Consider the following 17,112-nt stretch of genomic DNA (forward strand, 5'->3'; position numbering starts at 1 on the left):
TGCAAATACATAATACATAAAAAAGGAGTAATATGTATAAAAAAACTGCAGAAATACGAGATATTTTTTTAAAATTTTTTGAAAAAAAAAATCATAAAATATTACCTGGATCATCAATAATACCTAAAGAAGACTCATCGATTCTGTTTGTCAATGCTGGAATGAATCAATTTAAAAACTTTTTTTTAGGAAAAAAATCTGTTCATAAAAGAATTGTTACTGCACAAAATTGTTTGAGAACAGGAGGTAAACATAATGATTTAGAACAAGTAGGATATACTCAATATCATCATACATTTTTTGAAATGTTAGGGAATTTTAGTTTTAATAACTATTTTAAAGAAGAGGCAATATCATATGCATGGGAATTATTAACTGAACCATACGGTTTTAATATTTCTCCTGAAAAATTATGGGTAACTGTACATTCTTCAGATATAGAATCATATAATATATGGAAAAATTTAATAAAAATTCCCATTAATAAAATAATTCAATTAGGTAAAAAGAATATCATTTCTGAAAAAGATGAAAACTTTTGGAAAATGGGAAAATATGGACCTTGTGGATTATCAACGGAAATATTTTATCAACATAGTAAAAAATTAAAAAATATAAGTTTATATGAAAAATTTCTTAATAATCAATGTGTAGAAATTTGGAATATTGTATTTATGCAATTCCAAAAAGAAAAAAATAAACCATTAAAAAATTTAAAAAGTTTTTGTGTAGATACTGGAATGGGATTAGAACGTATTAGTTCTGTACTACAAAATGTAAAATCAAGCTATGAAACTGATATTTTTAAAATATTAATTGAAAATATTATTAATTTTTTCAATATAGATAAAAAAAATAGAATTTCTTTAAGAGTAATATCTGATCATATCAGAGCAGCGGTATTTATGATCGATTGTAATATTATTCCCTCAAATGAAGGTAGAGGGTACATATTAAGAAGAATCATTCGAAGAGCGATAGTTCATGGAAATAACATTGGAATTAAGAATTTGTTTTTTTATAAAATAGTAAATATTTTTATAAAATCTATAGATAATAAATATGTTACTTTTAAAAAAACAGAAAAAGAAATAAAAAAAATTATTTATGATGAAGAAGAAAAATTCCATTTCGCTTTAGAAAAAGGACTTTTTATATTGAATAAAGAAATAAAAAAAGTAAGAAATAATACTTTACAAGGAAAAATATTATTTTATTTATATGATACATTTGGTTTTCCTGTTGAAATTACTAATGAAATTTGTAAAAAAAATAATATTAAAATAGATGAATATGGATTTAAAAAAGAAATGGCTATACAAAAAGAAAAAGGAAGAAAAAATAGAGATCTAAAAAATAATACTGAAAATATATTTTTACCAACAATTAATTCTTCTAAATTTGTAGGATATAAAAAAGATATTACTACATCTAAAATATTATTTATTATTTCTAATGGAAAAAGAAAAAAAAAAATATATTACGGAGAAAATGCTTATATTATTTTAAATAAAACAACTTTTTTTGGAGAATCATCCGGACAAACAGGTGATTCAGGAATTATTTACAACAACACAGGAATATTTAAAGTATATAAAACTCAAAAAAAAGAAGATTTAATATTACATTTTGGAAATGTTATTACAGGATATATACAAGAAAAAAATATTTTTACAACTAAAATAAATAAAAAAAATAGAATAAATATATCATCTAATCATACTGCTACTCATTTATTACATGCTTCTTTACGATATGTATTAGGGAATAAAATAAATCAACAAGGATCATGGATTGACGAAAATCATTTAACATTCGATTTTTCCCATAATAAAAAACTATCTATTAAAACATTGTTTAAAATTGAAAAATTAGTAAATTCTGAAATTCAAAATAATGTTTCAGTAAAAATAAAAAATATGTCTTTACTGGAATCGAAAAAAATAAATGCTATTGCTAGTTTTAAAGATAAATATGAAAACAAGGTACGTGTAGTAAAAATAAATGATTTTTCTATCGAACTTTGTGGAGGAACTCATGTTTCTAGAACAGGAGAAATTGGAACATTTAAAATTGTTTCAGAATCTAGTGTATCTTCCGGAATTAGAAGAATTGAAGCTGTAACAAGAAATCAAGCGATTCATGATATTCAAAATAAACATCTTATTTTAGATACAATTAAACAAGAATTACAAATAAATGAATTACAATTAATACAAGAAATAAAAAAAAAAATAAATAAAATAAATATTTTAGAAAAAAAAATATCTGAATTAGAAAAAATAGAAATATATTACTTAAGTAAAAAACTAATTTTAAAGATTATTTCAAAATATAGTTTTAATATATTAATATATCAATTTAATAAAAAAAATAATAATTTTTTGTATAACGTAATAGATTTTTTAATGAATAAAATTAATAATCTAATTATTATATTTAGTAATATTTATGATAATAAAACATTTTTTATTATTAAAATTAATAAAAATATTACAAATCAAATTAGTGCAGTAAATATATTAAAAAAAATTATGTCTGAAATAAAAGGAAAAGGAGGTGGTAATATTACAGTAGCTAAAGGAGGTATTAAAAAAATTATATTTCTTTCACAATTAGAAGATAAAATTTATAATTGGATTAATAATGATTTAAAAAAAATAAATTAGAAAAAATAATTAAAAAAAATAATAATTTATATATATTAAAAAATAGTATTTCATACAAACATAAACAAAAATTTTGTATTTTAATTTAATCAGGATTTCATAGAATGCTTATTCTAACGCGTAGAGTTGGAGAAACTTTAATTATTGGTGATGAAGTTACCGTTACAGTATTAGGTGTTAAAGGAAACCAGGTTCGAATAGGTGTTAATGCTCCGAAAAATGTATCAGTACATCGTGAAGAAATATATGAAAGAATCAAAGCAGAAAAAAATAAAAAACTAATTAAATAAAAAATATATATGAATAAAAAATTACGTCTTAATATTAAGACGTAATTTTAAAAAAAATAATTATATATTTTTTATAAAAATTTTTTAAAAAATAAAATTTTATTTTTTTTTTTTAATTTAAAATTAAAAAATATAATTGACTTATTATTTAAACACAGTAATATCATATACAGTATTATTTTTACTTATACTTTAAATAAATTGTATATATTTTTAACAAGGCGAGATGGCCGAGTGGTTTAAGGCGCTCCCCTGCTAAGGTAGTATGCAATTTTTGCATCGAGGGTTCGAATCCCTCTCTCGCCAATAGTGAAAAAATTTTTGCATCCGTAGCTTAGTTGGATAGAGCACTCGGCTACGAACCGAGAGGTCAAAGGTTCGAATCCTTTCGGATGCAAATAAATTTTTTAAAATATAAAAAATAATAAAATATTAAATTATATTTAATTTAAATTTAAATCAGGAATAGAAATTTTGTTTTTAAACATATCAAAAGAAATAAATTGGTTAAAAGAAAATATATCTGAACTAAAAGATATAACAAGAGGTATAGAAAGAGAGACATTAAGAGTAGATTGTAAAGGAAACCCATCTTTAAAAAATCATCCTGGTAATATGGGAAGTACATTAACGCATAAATGGATTACTACTGATTTTTCTGAAAATTTAATAGAATTTATAACTCCAAAAAATAAATCTATAAATTATATAATAAAATTTTTACAGGATTTGTATAAATATTCTACTAAAAATATTTATTTTAAAGAAAGACTTTGGCCATTAAGTATTCCTTATTATAATAATAAAAATACAAAAATAAATATTGCTAGATATGGAAATTCTGATATAGGAATTTTAAAAGAAATATATAGAAAAGGTTTAAAAAATAGATATGGAAACGCAAAAAATATAATAGCAGGTATTCATTATAATTTTTCTTTTCCTTTAAATTTTTGGAAAAAATGGAAAAATATAAAAAATATAGAAGAACAAAAAAAAATAATTTCTACAGGATACTTAGGTTTAATAAGAAATTATTATAGAGTAGGTTGGATAATACCGTTATTATTTGGATCTTCTCCTGCTTTACCTATTAATTTTTTAGAAAATAAAATAAATAAAAATATTAAATTTAAAAAACATAAAAAAAATTTCTTATACTTACCTTGGTCTACTTCTATCAGAACTAGTAATATTGGATATAATAATGATATAGAAAAAAAAATATTGAAAATTCATTATAATAGTTTAGATGAATATATTACAAAAGTTAAATTTGCAAAAAATACACCATATAAAAAATTTATTGAAATAGGAAAAAAAGATGAAAAAGGTTGTTTAAAACAACTAAACACTAATTTAATACAAATAGAAAGTGAATTATATTCTCAAATTAGACCTAAACAATCTATTCAAACAAAAGAAAAATCTATAATAAATTCTTTAGAATATAATGGTATTGAATATGTAGAAATTAGATCAATTGATGTAAACCCTTTTCAAAATATTGGAATCGAAAAAAAACAATTATTATTTATAGATTTATTGATAATTTGGTGTACATTATCTAAATCTAAAATGATTAATACGGCAGAATTACAAAATATTAATAAAAATTGGGAAATTATTTCTTTATATGGTAAAAAACCAAATCAATCATTATTTTTAAATGATACATCAAAAAAAATACCTATTATCGAAATTTGTAAATTTATTTTTCAGGAATTAAAGAAAATAGCAAACATATTAGATAATTTTTTAAATAAAAATATATATCAAAAATCATGCTTATATTTCGAAAATTTTTTATATTATCCAGAATTAAGTTATTCTTCTAGAATATTGAAAAAAATGAAAAGATACGGTTTCAAAAAAACTGGTTTAAAAATTTCTAATAATTATTATTATTCTAATATCAACAAAAATTATTCTTTACTAGAAAAAAAATCTTTTCTAAAAGAATCTAAAAATTCATATCTTAAAAAAAATTTTTTAGAAAAAATGTAATATAAAATTTTTTTAAAATAAATATATATTTTTATTTTTTTTTATTATATTATTACTAATAATACAATAAAACATTAATACTAAAATAAATATGTTAAAAAAAATTATTTTCATAATACTATTTTTTTCAATTTTTAATATACAAAATTTTAAATATACTTTTTCCTCTGAATTTCGTCAAAATAATTTCAATCAAGCAAAAAAATTTGCTATAAAAATATCAAAAAAATTTCCTAAATCATTTTATTGTGGTTGTACAATTAATTGGAATGGAAAAAAAGGTATTCCTGATTTAAAATCTTGTAATTATAAAATTAGAAAAAATAGAATACGTGCAAATAGAATTGAATGGGATCATATTGTTCCTGCTTGGGAATTTGGTCATAATAAAAAATGTTGGAAAAAAGGAGGTAGAAAAAAATGTTCTAGTAATTCAATTTTTAAAAAAATGGAATCAGATTTACATAATTTACAACCTGCAATAGGAGAAATTAATGGAGATAGATCAAATTTTTCTTTTTATGAATGGAAAAAAAATCATAAAAAAAATTTTTATGGATCTTGTCACGTATTAATTGATTTTAAAAATAAAAAAATAGAACCTCCTAATAGTAAAAAAGGAATAATATCCAGAACATATTTATATATGTCTTATAGATATAAAATAAAAATTCCAAAAAAACAAATGATTTTATTCAAAAAATGGAATTCTAAATATCCAGTCAACAAATGGGAATGTCAAAGAGATAACTTAATATATAAAATACAAGGTAATCATAATCAATATGTTCATAATAAATGCATAAAAATACCAAAATAAAAATGAAAAAAATTAGAATATTTTATCCAAAAATGATTAAATTACATGATGTAATTATAATTACAAAAGAAAAAAAAAATTATCATTATTTAAAAAATGTATTACGTATTAAAAATACTGATAATGTAGAAATATTTAATAACACAAAATATATATTTTATTGTAAAATAAATATATTAGAAAAAAAAATAGAATTAATAATACATTCAAAAAAAAAATTTAATAATGAATCTCCTATTTATATACATTATGCACAAATAATACCTAAAAAAATAAAAAAAATAGATTTTTCTATACAAAAAAGTACAGAGTTAGGAGTAAATGAAATTACACCAATTTACTTCAAAAAAAAAAATAATCAATTAGATAGTTTTATAAAAAAAAACAGAAGATGGAAAGAAATAATAATTTCTTCTTGTTTACAATCTGAAAGAATGAGAATTCCTATTCTAAATAAACCTATAGAATTTGAAAAATGGTGTGAATTTATAAAAAATATAAAATGTGCTAAAGTAGTATTTTCTCCAAATTCATCTTTAAAAATTAAAGATTTAAAAAAAAATATAAATAAAATAGTATTTTTAATTGGTCCAGAAAATGGATTAGAAGAAAATATAGAAAAAATAGTTAGTTTTGGATTTATAAAATTAAATTTAGGACCTAGAATATTAAAAACAGATACAGCTTCGATAACTGCAATTTCAAATATTCAATCACAATATGGAGATATTTAAAAATAGGTTTTTACGCCTTGTTTAGTTCCTACTAAAAGTATATCAGCTTTTCTTTTAATAAATAAACCAACAGAAACTACTCCTGATATAGAATTAATTTTATTCTCTATATATAATGGATTTTCTAAATTCAAATTAAACACATCAATTATTAAGTTTCCATAATCAGTTATAAAACTTTTTCTAATTTTAGGTATTCCAGATAATTTTTTTATTTGAGAACAAACATAATTAATAGACATTGGTATTACTTCTACAGGTACAGGAAAAAATTTTCCTAAATCTTTTACTATTTTATTTTCATCAACAATACAAATAAAACTATCAGAAAAAGATGAAATAATTTTTTCTCCAGTTAAAGCTCCACCACCACCTTTAATCATTTGTTTATTTTTATTAATTTCATCTGCACTATCAATATACAATTGTAATCCACTAATGTCATTTAAATCCATAACTTTAATTTTATTTTTAATTAATTGTTTTGTGGATTCTTTAGAACTAGATACTGCTCCTTTAATTAAGTGTTTTACTTGTTTTAATTCTTCTATAAATAATTTAATTGTACTACCAGTTCCAATACCTACTGTGATACCAGGATAAATATAATTAATTGCTTCTATACAAGCATATTTTTTTAATTTATTTACATATTTATTCATATTTTTTGTTCTAAAAAAATTGTCAATTATTAAATTGATAAATTTATCATCAATATAATTTTTTAATTAAAAAAAATATCATTTCTGGGGTACCTGGATTCGAACCAGGGATGTCGGTATCAAAAACCGATGCCTTAACCACTTGGCTATACCCCAAAAAAATATTAGTAATACAAATAAATTTTTATGTTTTTATGTATTTTACGGAGAGCGAGACTCGAACTCGCAAACTAATGAAAGTGCCAGAACCTAAATCTGGTGCGTCTACCATTTTCGCCATCCCCGTTTTTTATAATTTTATATAAAATATATATAATTTTTAGCTATGATGGGAATTGAACCCATGACCTCAGCGTTATGAGTGCTGCGCTCTAACCGAACTGAGCTACATAGCCCCTTATTAAAAATAAAAATATTTTATTTGTAATAATAAATATTTTTTAAAATACAATAAAAAGTATAATTATTTTTGTGATAAAATGAATTATAACATTATATAATATTTTTGTAAAATAACAAATTTATTATATTTGTATTATTAATATATTGTTTTTTTTGGAAAAAATTTATGAATAATTTTTTAACAAACATAATTGAAAAAGATATTAAAAATAAAAAAAATTTTTTTTTAAAAACAAGATTTCCTCCGGAACCTAATGGATATCTCCATATTGGTCACTTAAAATCAATTTTTTTAAATTTTGGATTAGCAAAAAAATATAACGGATTATGTAATTTACGGTTTGACGATACAAATCCAAAAAAAGAAAAAACTAAATATGTAAAATCAATTAAAAAAGATATACGATGGTTAGGTTTTAAGTGGAATAAAAGAAGTAAATTTACTTCTCAATATTTTAAAGAAATTTACATATATGCAAAAAAATTAATAAAAAAAAATTTAGCATATGTAGATTTATTAAATAAACAAGAAATTAAAATATATAGAGGAACATTATTATTAAAAGGGAAAAATAGTCCTTATAGAAATCAAAATATAGAAAAGAATTTAATTTTATTCAAAAAAATGAAATCAGGGTATTTTGCTGAAGGACAAGCATGTTTAAGAGCTAAAATTGATATGGGTTCATCATTTATGATATTAAGAGATCCTGTATTATACAGAATAATATTTGAAAAACATCATAACACAAAAAATAATTGGTGTATTTATCCTACTTATGATTTTTCACACTGTATATCTGATTCAATTGAAAAAATTACTCATTCTTTATGTACACTTGAATTTCAAGATAATAGAAGAATATATGATTGGATATTAAAAAATATTCAAATCAAAAACCCATCTAAACAATACGAATATTCTCGTTTAAAATTAGAAAATACTATTCTTTCAAAAAGAAAATTAAAATTATTAATACAAAAAAAAATAGTCCAAAATTGGGATGATCCTAGACTTGCTACAATTTCTGGACTGAGAAAAAGAGGATATACTCCTGATTCTTTGAATAATTTTTGTAATAAAATAGGTATTAGTAAACAAGAAAGTTTAATTGAATTAAGCCTATTAGAATCATGTATAAGAAAAGATTTAAACGAGAAATCTATTCGTAGAATGGCTGTATTAAATCCTATTAAACTTATTATTTTAAATCTTTCAAAATACCATTACGAAGAAATTATAGTTCCTAACCATCCTAACAATACGAATCAAGGATTTCACAAAATAATATTTAGTAAAGAAATTTATATTGATCAATCTGATTTTCAAGAAACAAATAATAAAAAATACAAAAGATTAAATTTTAAAAATAATGTTAGATTAAGATATGCATATACTATTACTGTAAAATATGTTAAAAAAAATAAATTCGGTAAAATAAATAAAATATTTTGTACATATGATAAAAATACATTAAACAAAAAACCAAAAAATAAAAAAATTACAGGAGTATTACATTGGATTTCTAAAATTAATACAAGTAAAGCAGAATTTAGAATATATTCTTCTCTTTTTTTGATAAAAAATCCTGAAAAAGAAAAAAATTTTTTAAATTTCATTAATAAAAATTCATTAACTACGAAGATAGGTTTTGTAGAAAAAGATTTACAATATAATTTATGTAAAATTCCATATCAATTCGAAAGAGAAGGATATTTTTTCATTTCTTCATTAAAAAAATATAAAAATAAACTAGTTTTCCATCAAACTGTTAGTTTGAAAGAAGATAAAAACTCATTTAATTAATAAAAATTGTTTTATTTTATAAATTAAATTATAATAAATATAAATATTTGGTTAAATATGGCTACAAAATATGTTTTTATAACCGGTGGAGTTGTTTCATCTTTAGGAAAAGGAATTACAACCGCATCGATAGCTTCGTTATTAGAATCTAGAGAATTAAAAGTAACGATAATTAAATTAGACCCTTATATTAATATTGATCCTGGAAATATGAGTCCTATTCAACATGGAGAAATATTTGTTACTGCAGATGGATCAGAAACAGATTTAGACTTAGGTCATTATGAAAGATTTATAAAAACAAAAATGACTAATTTAAATAATTTTACTACTGGAAGTATTTATTCAGAAGTGCTAGAAAAAGAAAGAAAAGGGGAATATTCCGGTGATACTATTCAAGTTATTCCACATATTACTGATGCTATAAAAAATAGAATTAAAAAGGGTTCAAAAAATATAGATATATCGTTTATAGAAATAGGAGGAACTGTAGGAGATATAGAATCACTTCCTTTTTTAGAATCTGTTCGACAAATGGCAGTTGAGGTTGGTAAAAAAAATGTATTTTATATTCATCTTACCCTAGTTCCTTATATCACTACAGCAGGTGAAATTAAAACTAAACCAACACAACATTCAGTAAAAAAACTATTATCAATAGGAATCCAACCTGATATAATCATATGCAGATCTGAAAAAATTATTCCTTTCCTAGAAAGAAAAAAAATTGCCTTATTTTGTAATATTTCTCCTAAAGAAGTTATTTCCTTACAAGATGTAGATTCAATATATACAATACCTAATTTACTGAAAATTCAAAATGTAGATAACTACATATGTAAAAAATTTAGAATAAAAGCTCCTATAGCAAATCTTACCGAATGGGAAAAAGTAATATTTGAAGAAAACAACTTTGTAGAAACAATAACTATTGGAATAATAGGAAAATATATTTCATTACCTGATTCTTATAAATCTATTATTGAAGCTTTAAAACACGGTGGGTTAAAAAATAAAATATCTGTTTCTATTAAATTAATTAGTTCTCAAGATATAGAAAAAAAAGGAATTAACAATTTAAAATTTTTAAATGCCATATTAATACCTGGAGGTTTTGGGAATAGAGGTATTAAAGGAAAAATTATTGCATCAAGATATGCTAGAGAAAATAATATTCCATATTTAGGAATTTGTTTAGGTATGCAAATAGCTTTAATTGAATTTGCAAGAAATGTAGTAGGTATGAAACATGCTAATTCAACTGAATTTGCTCCTAAATGCATATATCCGATTATTCAATTAATAAAAAAAAAATGCTATTTTTCCAAAAATAATAATTTTAATAAAAAAAATCAAAAAATGCGTTTAGGAGAAAAAGTTTGTATTTTATCTGATAATTGTTTATCAAAAAAAATATACAAAAGTTCTATCATAAAAGAAAGATACAGACATAAATATGAAGTAAATAATATTTTAATAAAAAAAATGATACCTTTTGGATTACAAATATCTGGACATTCAAAAAATAAACAAAGAATAGAAATAATAGAAATAATAAATCATCCATGGTTTATTGGATGTCAGTTCCATCCTGAATTTACTTCTAACCCTAAAACAGGTCATCCTTTATTTATTAGTTTTATTCTTGCAGCAAAAAAAAATAAAAATATTACAAAATAATTTATCAATATATATGAAATATAAAAATTTTCACAGGAAATATAATATGTCAAAAATAAAAAAAATTATTGCTCGTGAAATCATTGACTCAAGAGGATATCCTACTGTAGAAGCAGAAGTACACCTAGAAAGTGGTCATATAGGATTTGCAGCAGCTCCTTCTGGAGCATCTACTGGAAAAAAAGAAGCTTTAGAATTGAGAGATAATAATCCAGAATATTTTCACGGAAAAGGAGTTTTAAAATCTGTAAAATATATTAATGAAAGTATTTCAAAAGCTTTAAATAAAAAAAATTCTTTAGATCAAAATGAAATTGATAATATTATGATTAATTTAGATGGAACTGAAAATAAATCTATATTGGGTGCAAATTCTATTTTATCAGTTTCTTTAGCTGTATTGAAAGCAGCATCTGCATTTCAAAAAATACCTTTATACAAATATATATCTATATTACATGGTACTCCTAATAAATTTTCTATGCCTTTACCTATGATGAATATAATTAACGGAGGTAAACATGCTAACAACAATATTGATATTCAAGAATTTATGATCCAACCTATTTCAGCTAAAAATATTAAAGAATCAATTCACATGGGATGTAATGTTTTCCATACCTTATCAACAATATTAAAAAAAAGAAATTTAAGTACTGCTGTAGGAGATGAAGGTGGTTTTTCTCCTAATCTTAAATCTAATCAACAAGCATTAGATCTTATTCAAGAAGCCATCGAAAAATCTAATTTTTCTTTAGAAAAAGATTTTATGCTAGCAATAGATTGCGCAGCTTCAGAATTATACAATAAAAAAAATAAGTTATATATTTTACAAGGAGAAAATAAAAAATTTACAAATAAAGAATTTACTGCATATTTAAAAAAATTATCTCAATTATATCCTATTTCTTCTATAGAAGATGGACAAGATGAAGATGATTGGGATGGTTTTTTATACCAAACAAAACAATTAGGAGAAAAAACTCAACTAGTTGGAGATGATTTATTTGTTACAAATAAAAAATTATTACAAAAAGGAATCGATAAAAAAATAAATAACGCTATTTTAATCAAACCTAACCAAATAGGAACAATCACAGAAACTCTACAAACTATTCAACTCGCTCAAGAAAATAATTATTCTGTAATTATATCCCATAGATCAGGAGAAACAGAATATTCTACTATCGCAGATTTAGCAGTAGGAACAAATGCAGGACAAATAAAAACTGGTTCATTAAGCAGATCGGATCGTTTATCAAAATATAACCAATTAATTAGAATTGAAGAAAAAATAGGATGTAAAAATGCTCCATTTTATAGAATAAAAGAATTAAAATTAAAATAAAAATACCATATGACAAAATTTGTACTAAATACATAAATTTTATCTTTTATACAAAAAATTAAAATTTTATTTAATACATATAAAATATGTATCGTTTTAATAAAATTATTATTATAAATATAAAAAAATATTTTATTTCTTAACTTAACATGAATATTAAGTTAAGAATATAAAAAATTTAATTTTATACAAAATTATTGTGAAAATATTTTATTAATAATAAAAATAGTAATTTTTATAAATTTATTTTTTTTAAACTAATTTTTTTTTTAAAAAAATAATTATTTTATCAATAATATTGTTTAAATCTTCTGTTCCATTAATATGAATGTCTGGATTTTTAGGATTTTCATATTTTGAATCTAAACCAGTAAAATTTTTTATTTTTCCCATTCTATATTTTTTATATAATTTCTTAGGATCTCTTTTTTCACAAATTTCAATAGGAGTATCTACAAATATTTCTATAAAATTTTTTCTTCCTATAATATCTTTTGCTAAATTTCTATGAGAATTATTAGGAGAAATTACAGAGGTTAATACTAATAACCCAGCATCTAACATTAATTTTGAAACTTCTGCAATTCTTCTTATATTTTCTAATCTATCTTTAGAACAAAAAGATAAATCTTTACATAATCCTGTTCGAATATTATCTCCATCTAATAAATAAGTATTAAATTTTAAATTATATAATTTTTTTTCTAAATAATTTGATATAGTGGATTTTCCTGATCCTGATAAACCAGTAAACCATAATACTAAAGAAACATGTTTATTTTTTTTTTCTCGCAAATTTTTATTAATAAACTTTTTTTGCCAAAAAATATTATTTTCAATCTGAAAATTAATTTTTTTCATAAAATTTTTTATTTTTCTAATGAAATATTTTTTACATTCCAATGAGGAAAATGTTTTCGAACTAAATTATTTAAATCTAATTCCAAATTAGAATATGTAATTTGTGTATTTAAAAATACATCTCGGTCTATTTTTTTAATCATTCCAGCACCTACTGTAAGATTCGTTATAGAATCTATAAAAATCATACTACCTATAAATTTATTTTTTTTAAAAGTATCGCATACCACTAATTCATCAAAATATATTTCTATTACTCCTATTTCATTCAAACTAATAACATTAGAATAAATTTTTTCTAAATTTTGAATATTAATTTTATAAAAAATTTTTTTTATATAACAACGAGTTTGTTTATAATGTATTTTTACATTATAATTTTTATTTATCATTAAAGGTATCTTTGACATCCAAACAACAGTTACTATAATTTTATTAATTCCTTTTAAATTTGAATTTTTATTAACTAATACATCTCCTCTGCTAATATCAATATTATCTTGTAAAGTTATAGTAATTGGTTCAAACAAATTTGTTTGATTCAATTTACCATCATAAGTAATAATTTCAGAAATTTTCGAATATTCATTAGAAGGTAAAATCTTAACAGATGATTTTTTTTTTATTATTCCTTTTACAACAGATCCAGAATATCCTCTAAAATCTAAATTCGGTCTATTAATATATTGAATTGGAAAAATAAAATTGTTTTCTGTACAGGAATATGAATCAATTTGTATATTTTCTAAAATATCTAGTAAAGTTGGACCATTATACCAATGAATAATTTTGTTTGAAACAACTACATTTTCTCCTGTTAATGCAGATATAGGTACAAAATATATATTTAATACATTAGATAGTTTTTTACTAAATTGTATGAATTGTTTTTTAATTTCATTAAACTTATTTTCATCATAATTTACTAAATCCATTTTATTAATTGTAACTATTAAATATCGAATACCCAATAAATTTGAAATAAAAGCATGTCGGTAAGTTTGTTTTAAAATACCTTTACGTACGTCTATTAATAAAATAGACAATTCGCATAAAGACGCTCCAGTTACCATATTACAGGTATATTGTGAATGACCTGGAGTATCTGCAATAATAAATTTTCTTTTATTAGTAGAAAAATATCTATATGCTACATCAATAGTAATTCCTTGTTCACGTTCAGCTTGTAAACCATCAACTAATAATGATAAATCTAAATTTATACCTTGTGTTCCATGTTTTTTACTATCATGATACAAAGAATCTAATTGATCACTATATATCTGTTTAGAATCATGTAATAATCTTCCAATTAAAGTGCTTTTTCCGTCATCTACACTTCCACATGTTAAAAATCTCAGCATATTTTTATTATATTTAGAATGTAACCATTTTTTAATTATAAATTTATTATCTTCTTTTTGAATATTACTAATCATTATCATTTATCCTTAAAAATAACCTTGCTTTTTTTTTAATTCCATAGAATTAGAAATATCATGATCAATTACGCGTCCAGTACGTTCACTGGTATTTAGTATTAAAGTTTCATTAATTACATCTAATAAAGTGTTTGCAGTCGATTTAATTGCATAAGTAAGTGGCCAACAACCTAATGTTCGAAACCTTATCATTCTTTTTTTAATTTTTTCATTTTTATCTAATAAAATTCTATTATCATCTACCATTAACAATTCATTATTACGTTTTATAGTAGGTCTTTTTTTAGCAAAATATAAAGGAACAATTTCAATATTTTCTAAATATATATATTTCCAAATATCAATTTCAGTCCAGTTCGATAAAGGAAATACTCTAATACTTTCACCTGGTTTAATTTGACTATTATAAATATTCCATAATTCAGGTCGTTGCTTTTTAGGATCCCATTTATGCAAAGAATCCCGAAAAGAATATATACGTTCTTTTGACCTCGATTTTTCTTCATCTCTTCTAGCTCCACCAAAAGCAGCATCAAATTTATAATTAGTAATGGCTTTTTTTAATCCTTCTGTTTTCATAATTTCTGTATATTTAGAACTATTTTGTTTTAAAAAAGGATTAATATTTTGATTCTTTCCTTTATTATTTATAAATACTATTAATTCTGATTGTATTTTTTTCGTAATATAATCACGAAATTTATACATATCACGAAATTTCCATCCTGTATCTATATGCAATAAAGGAAAAGGAATTTTTCCTGGATAAAAAGCTTTTTTCGCAAGGTGTAACATTACTGAAGAATCTTTTCCTATTGAATATAACATTACTGGATTTTCAAATTCCGATACTACTTCTCGCATAATAGAAATACTTTCAGATTCTAATTGAGATAAATGAATAAAACCTTTTTCCTTCATTCTGATAACTAACTCCTGTAAAATAAACTAAAATAAGAATTATTTTTTTTAAATATTTTATTTGACATATTTAAATTAAACCAATTACATTTTCTATAAAAATTTACTACATCTCCAACAATAAGTAAAATAGGAGTATGTATACTGCTACAAAAATCTGGAAAATTTTTTATACAACTAATTTTTACTGTTTGATAAGATGTAGTTCCTTGACTAATTATTGCTACAGGAATATCTAATGAAATTTTTTTTTTTATTAAATCATTAGAAATATTTAATGCATTCATTTTTACCATATAAATTACTATTGTATATGCTATATTTTTTGACTTTAAAAAAGAAAAAATATTACGATCATAATCGTTGCCATGTATAAATATCACCCCTTTTGAAAATTTTCTATGAGTTAATGGTATTCCTGTATAAGCAGCAATTCCTACTGCAGCAGTAATACCCGGTATAATTTGAAAAGGTATTTTAGAAGAAACAATTTTTTCTAATTCCTCTCCACCTCTTCCAAAAATAAAAGGATCTCCCCCTTTTAAACGAACAACTTTATTTCCTTTACTTGCAAATTTTATTAACAAATCATTAATCTTTTTTTGACTAAAGTTTTTACCTAAATATCTCTTTCCTACACAAAATTTTTTAGAATCACGACGTGCTAATTCTAACACTTGATAACCAACTAAGCTATCATATAAAACTATATCCGCTTGTTGTATAACTTGTAAAGCTCTTAATGTTAATAAACCTGGATCTCCTGGTCCACTACCAACAATAAATATTTCTCCTGTTTGACATTTAGATTTTTTAATTATATCCTTAAAAGTAATAAAAGCACGTTCTTGTTGTCCTATTAAAATTTGATTTAAAAAAATACTATTAAATACTTTTTCCCAAAAAATTCGTACTAAATATGTTTTTTTAAAATAAAATTTTATTTTTTCTCTCCATTTCTTTGCAAAATTTACTACTTTTCCAATTTGAAACGGTATTATAGATTCAATTTTTTCTCGTATTAATTTTAATAATACAGGAGAATATCCAGAAGATGTCAAAGATATTATTACAGGATTACGATCAATAATAGAAGGAAATATAAAAGAACATTTCGATTTATCATCTACAATATTAACAAACAAAAAGTTTTTTGTTGATAAATTAGATATTTTAGAATTTAAAACTTTATCATTTGTCGCTGATATTACTAAAAAAACTTTTTTTAAATGTTTTTCATGAAAAATAGTACTAATCCATTCTATTTTTTTTTGTAAAACTAATTTATTTAAATCCATACAAATATTTTTTGCAATTATTTGAATTAACGCTCCAGATCTTAACAACAAAAATACTTTTCTTTTGGCAACTTCTCCCCCGCCTATTATTAATATGCGTTTTTTTTTTAAATTTAAAAAAAGAGGAAAATATTCCACAAATTGAACTCCTTATTAAAAATTTATAATAAT

At 21.8% G+C, this 17,112-nt stretch carries 13 protein-coding genes and 5 tRNA genes; 10 read left to right on the forward strand and 8 right to left on the reverse strand.

All coding sequences use genetic code 11. The annotated features are described in order from the left end of the window. The first annotated feature begins 32 nt into the window (after window positions 1-32). From alaS to RJU59_RS01555, 7 genes are all read left to right on the forward strand, one after another. Entirely contained in the window at window positions 33-2,669 is a 2,637-nt protein-coding gene (alaS, locus tag RJU59_RS01525) for an alanine--tRNA ligase (RefSeq protein ID WP_343155047.1), read from the forward strand. A 104-nt stretch (window positions 2,670-2,773) separates the two neighbouring features. Beyond that, complete coding sequence (gene csrA, locus RJU59_RS01530) at window positions 2,774-2,959, forward strand: carbon storage regulator CsrA (RefSeq protein ID WP_343128457.1); 186 nt, start codon at window positions 2,774-2,776, stop codon at window positions 2,957-2,959. A 220-nt stretch (window positions 2,960-3,179) separates the two neighbouring features. Continuing rightward, window positions 3,180-3,265 (forward strand) — tRNA-Ser (locus RJU59_RS01535). A gap of 17 nt (window positions 3,266-3,282) precedes the next feature. Next, window positions 3,283-3,356, forward strand: a tRNA-Arg gene (locus tag RJU59_RS01540). Between the two features lie 77 nt (window positions 3,357-3,433). Continuing rightward, window positions 3,434-4,966 (forward strand): glutamate--cysteine ligase, encoded by a 1,533-nt coding sequence (gene gshA, locus RJU59_RS01545; protein ID WP_343155048.1) that lies wholly within the window; start codon window positions 3,434-3,436, stop codon window positions 4,964-4,966. A gap of 91 nt (window positions 4,967-5,057) precedes the next feature. Continuing rightward, window positions 5,058-5,786 carry an endonuclease gene (locus RJU59_RS01550; protein WP_343155049.1) on the forward strand — a complete coding sequence of 243 codons (729 nt, stop codon included), beginning with the start codon at window positions 5,058-5,060 and terminating at the stop codon, window positions 5,784-5,786. Next, entirely contained in the window at window positions 5,765-6,520 is a 756-nt protein-coding gene (locus RJU59_RS01555; protein WP_343155050.1) for an RsmE family RNA methyltransferase, read from the forward strand. The genes RJU59_RS01550 and RJU59_RS01555 overlap by 22 nt, the downstream gene beginning before the upstream one ends. Here the strand turns inward: RJU59_RS01555 and rpiA are convergent. From rpiA to RJU59_RS01575, 4 genes are all read right to left on the reverse strand, one after another. Then, the gene (gene rpiA, locus RJU59_RS01560; RefSeq protein ID WP_343155051.1) at window positions 6,517-7,182 is read right to left on the reverse strand and encodes a ribose-5-phosphate isomerase RpiA; all 666 of its coding nucleotides are present in this window, start codon (window positions 7,180-7,182) and stop codon (window positions 6,517-6,519) included. The genes RJU59_RS01555 and rpiA overlap by 4 nt on opposite strands. A gap of 84 nt (window positions 7,183-7,266) precedes the next feature. Next, window positions 7,267-7,338: transfer RNA gene (locus RJU59_RS01565), tRNA-Gln, on the reverse strand. A 46-nt stretch (window positions 7,339-7,384) separates the two neighbouring features. Beyond that, a tRNA-Leu gene (locus RJU59_RS01570) sits at window positions 7,385-7,468 on the reverse strand. A gap of 34 nt (window positions 7,469-7,502) precedes the next feature. Further along, window positions 7,503-7,577: transfer RNA gene (locus tag RJU59_RS01575), tRNA-Met, on the reverse strand. A 173-nt stretch (window positions 7,578-7,750) separates the two neighbouring features. Here RJU59_RS01575 and glnS point away from each other — a divergent pair. From glnS to eno, 3 genes are read left to right on the forward strand one after another with little or no spacing between them, the layout of a single operon-like run. After that, window positions 7,751-9,391, forward strand: a complete 1,641-nt coding sequence (gene glnS / locus RJU59_RS01580; RefSeq protein ID WP_343155052.1) for a glutamine--tRNA ligase — start codon at window positions 7,751-7,753, stop codon at window positions 9,389-9,391. Between the two features lie 57 nt (window positions 9,392-9,448). Beyond that, a complete protein-coding gene (locus tag RJU59_RS01585; RefSeq protein WP_343155053.1) occupies window positions 9,449-11,071 on the forward strand; it encodes a CTP synthase in 1,623 nt (540 codons plus the stop codon). Window positions 11,072-11,117: 46 nt separating this feature from the next. Continuing rightward, window positions 11,118-12,419, forward strand: a complete 1,302-nt coding sequence (gene eno / locus RJU59_RS01590) for a phosphopyruvate hydratase (RefSeq protein WP_343155054.1) — start codon at window positions 11,118-11,120, stop codon at window positions 12,417-12,419. Between the two features lie 252 nt (window positions 12,420-12,671). Here the strand turns inward: eno and cysC are convergent, their stop codons facing one another. From cysC to cysG, 4 genes are read right to left on the reverse strand one after another with little or no spacing between them, the layout of a single operon-like run. Then, entirely contained in the window at window positions 12,672-13,271 is a 600-nt protein-coding gene (gene cysC / locus RJU59_RS01595; RefSeq protein WP_343155326.1) for an adenylyl-sulfate kinase, read from the reverse strand. Between the two features lie 17 nt (window positions 13,272-13,288). Continuing rightward, window positions 13,289-14,719: a sulfate adenylyltransferase subunit CysN gene (gene cysN, locus RJU59_RS01600; RefSeq protein ID WP_343155055.1), complete on the reverse strand. Its 1,431-nt coding sequence runs from the start codon at window positions 14,717-14,719 to the stop codon at window positions 13,289-13,291. Window positions 14,720-14,731: 12 nt separating this feature from the next. After that, window positions 14,732-15,643, reverse strand: a complete 912-nt coding sequence (gene cysD / locus RJU59_RS01605; protein ID WP_343155056.1) for a sulfate adenylyltransferase subunit CysD — start codon at window positions 15,641-15,643, stop codon at window positions 14,732-14,734. Window positions 15,644-15,651: 8 nt separating this feature from the next. Further along, window positions 15,652-17,079 carry a siroheme synthase CysG gene (gene cysG, locus RJU59_RS01610; RefSeq protein ID WP_343155057.1) on the reverse strand — a complete coding sequence of 476 codons (1,428 nt, stop codon included), beginning with the start codon at window positions 17,077-17,079 and terminating at the stop codon, window positions 15,652-15,654. Between the last annotated feature and the right edge of the window lie 33 nt (window positions 17,080-17,112).

Source organism: Buchnera aphidicola (Kurisakia onigurumii) (assembly GCF_039394605.1).
In the GTDB taxonomy this organism is placed as follows: domain Bacteria; phylum Pseudomonadota; class Gammaproteobacteria; order Enterobacterales; family Enterobacteriaceae; genus Buchnera_I; species Buchnera_I aphidicola_B.

Bases quoted from the DNA above. Each gene is read 5' to 3' on its own strand.
- rpiA (WP_343155051.1), bottom strand. From the start codon at position 7,182: ATGAATAAATATGTAAATAAATTAAAAAAATATGCTTGTATAGAAGCA.
- alaS (WP_343155047.1), top strand. From the start codon at position 33: ATGTATAAAAAAACTGCAGAAATACGAGATATTTTTTTAAAATTTTTT.
- RJU59_RS01555 (WP_343155050.1), top strand. From the start codon at position 5,765: ATGCATAAAAATACCAAAATAAAAATGAAAAAAATTAGAATATTTTAT.
- RJU59_RS01585 (WP_343155053.1), top strand. From the start codon at position 9,449: ATGGCTACAAAATATGTTTTTATAACCGGTGGAGTTGTTTCATCTTTA.
- glnS (WP_343155052.1), top strand. From the start codon at position 7,751: ATGAATAATTTTTTAACAAACATAATTGAAAAAGATATTAAAAATAAA.
- csrA (WP_343128457.1), top strand. From the start codon at position 2,774: ATGCTTATTCTAACGCGTAGAGTTGGAGAAACTTTAATTATTGGTGAT.
- cysN (WP_343155055.1), bottom strand. From the start codon at position 14,719: ATGATTAGTAATATTCAAAAAGAAGATAATAAATTTATAATTAAAAAA.
- eno (WP_343155054.1), top strand. From the start codon at position 11,118: ATGTCAAAAATAAAAAAAATTATTGCTCGTGAAATCATTGACTCAAGA.
- cysD (WP_343155056.1), bottom strand. From the start codon at position 15,643: ATGAAGGAAAAAGGTTTTATTCATTTATCTCAATTAGAATCTGAAAGT.
- RJU59_RS01550 (WP_343155049.1), top strand. From the start codon at position 5,058: ATGTTAAAAAAAATTATTTTCATAATACTATTTTTTTCAATTTTTAAT.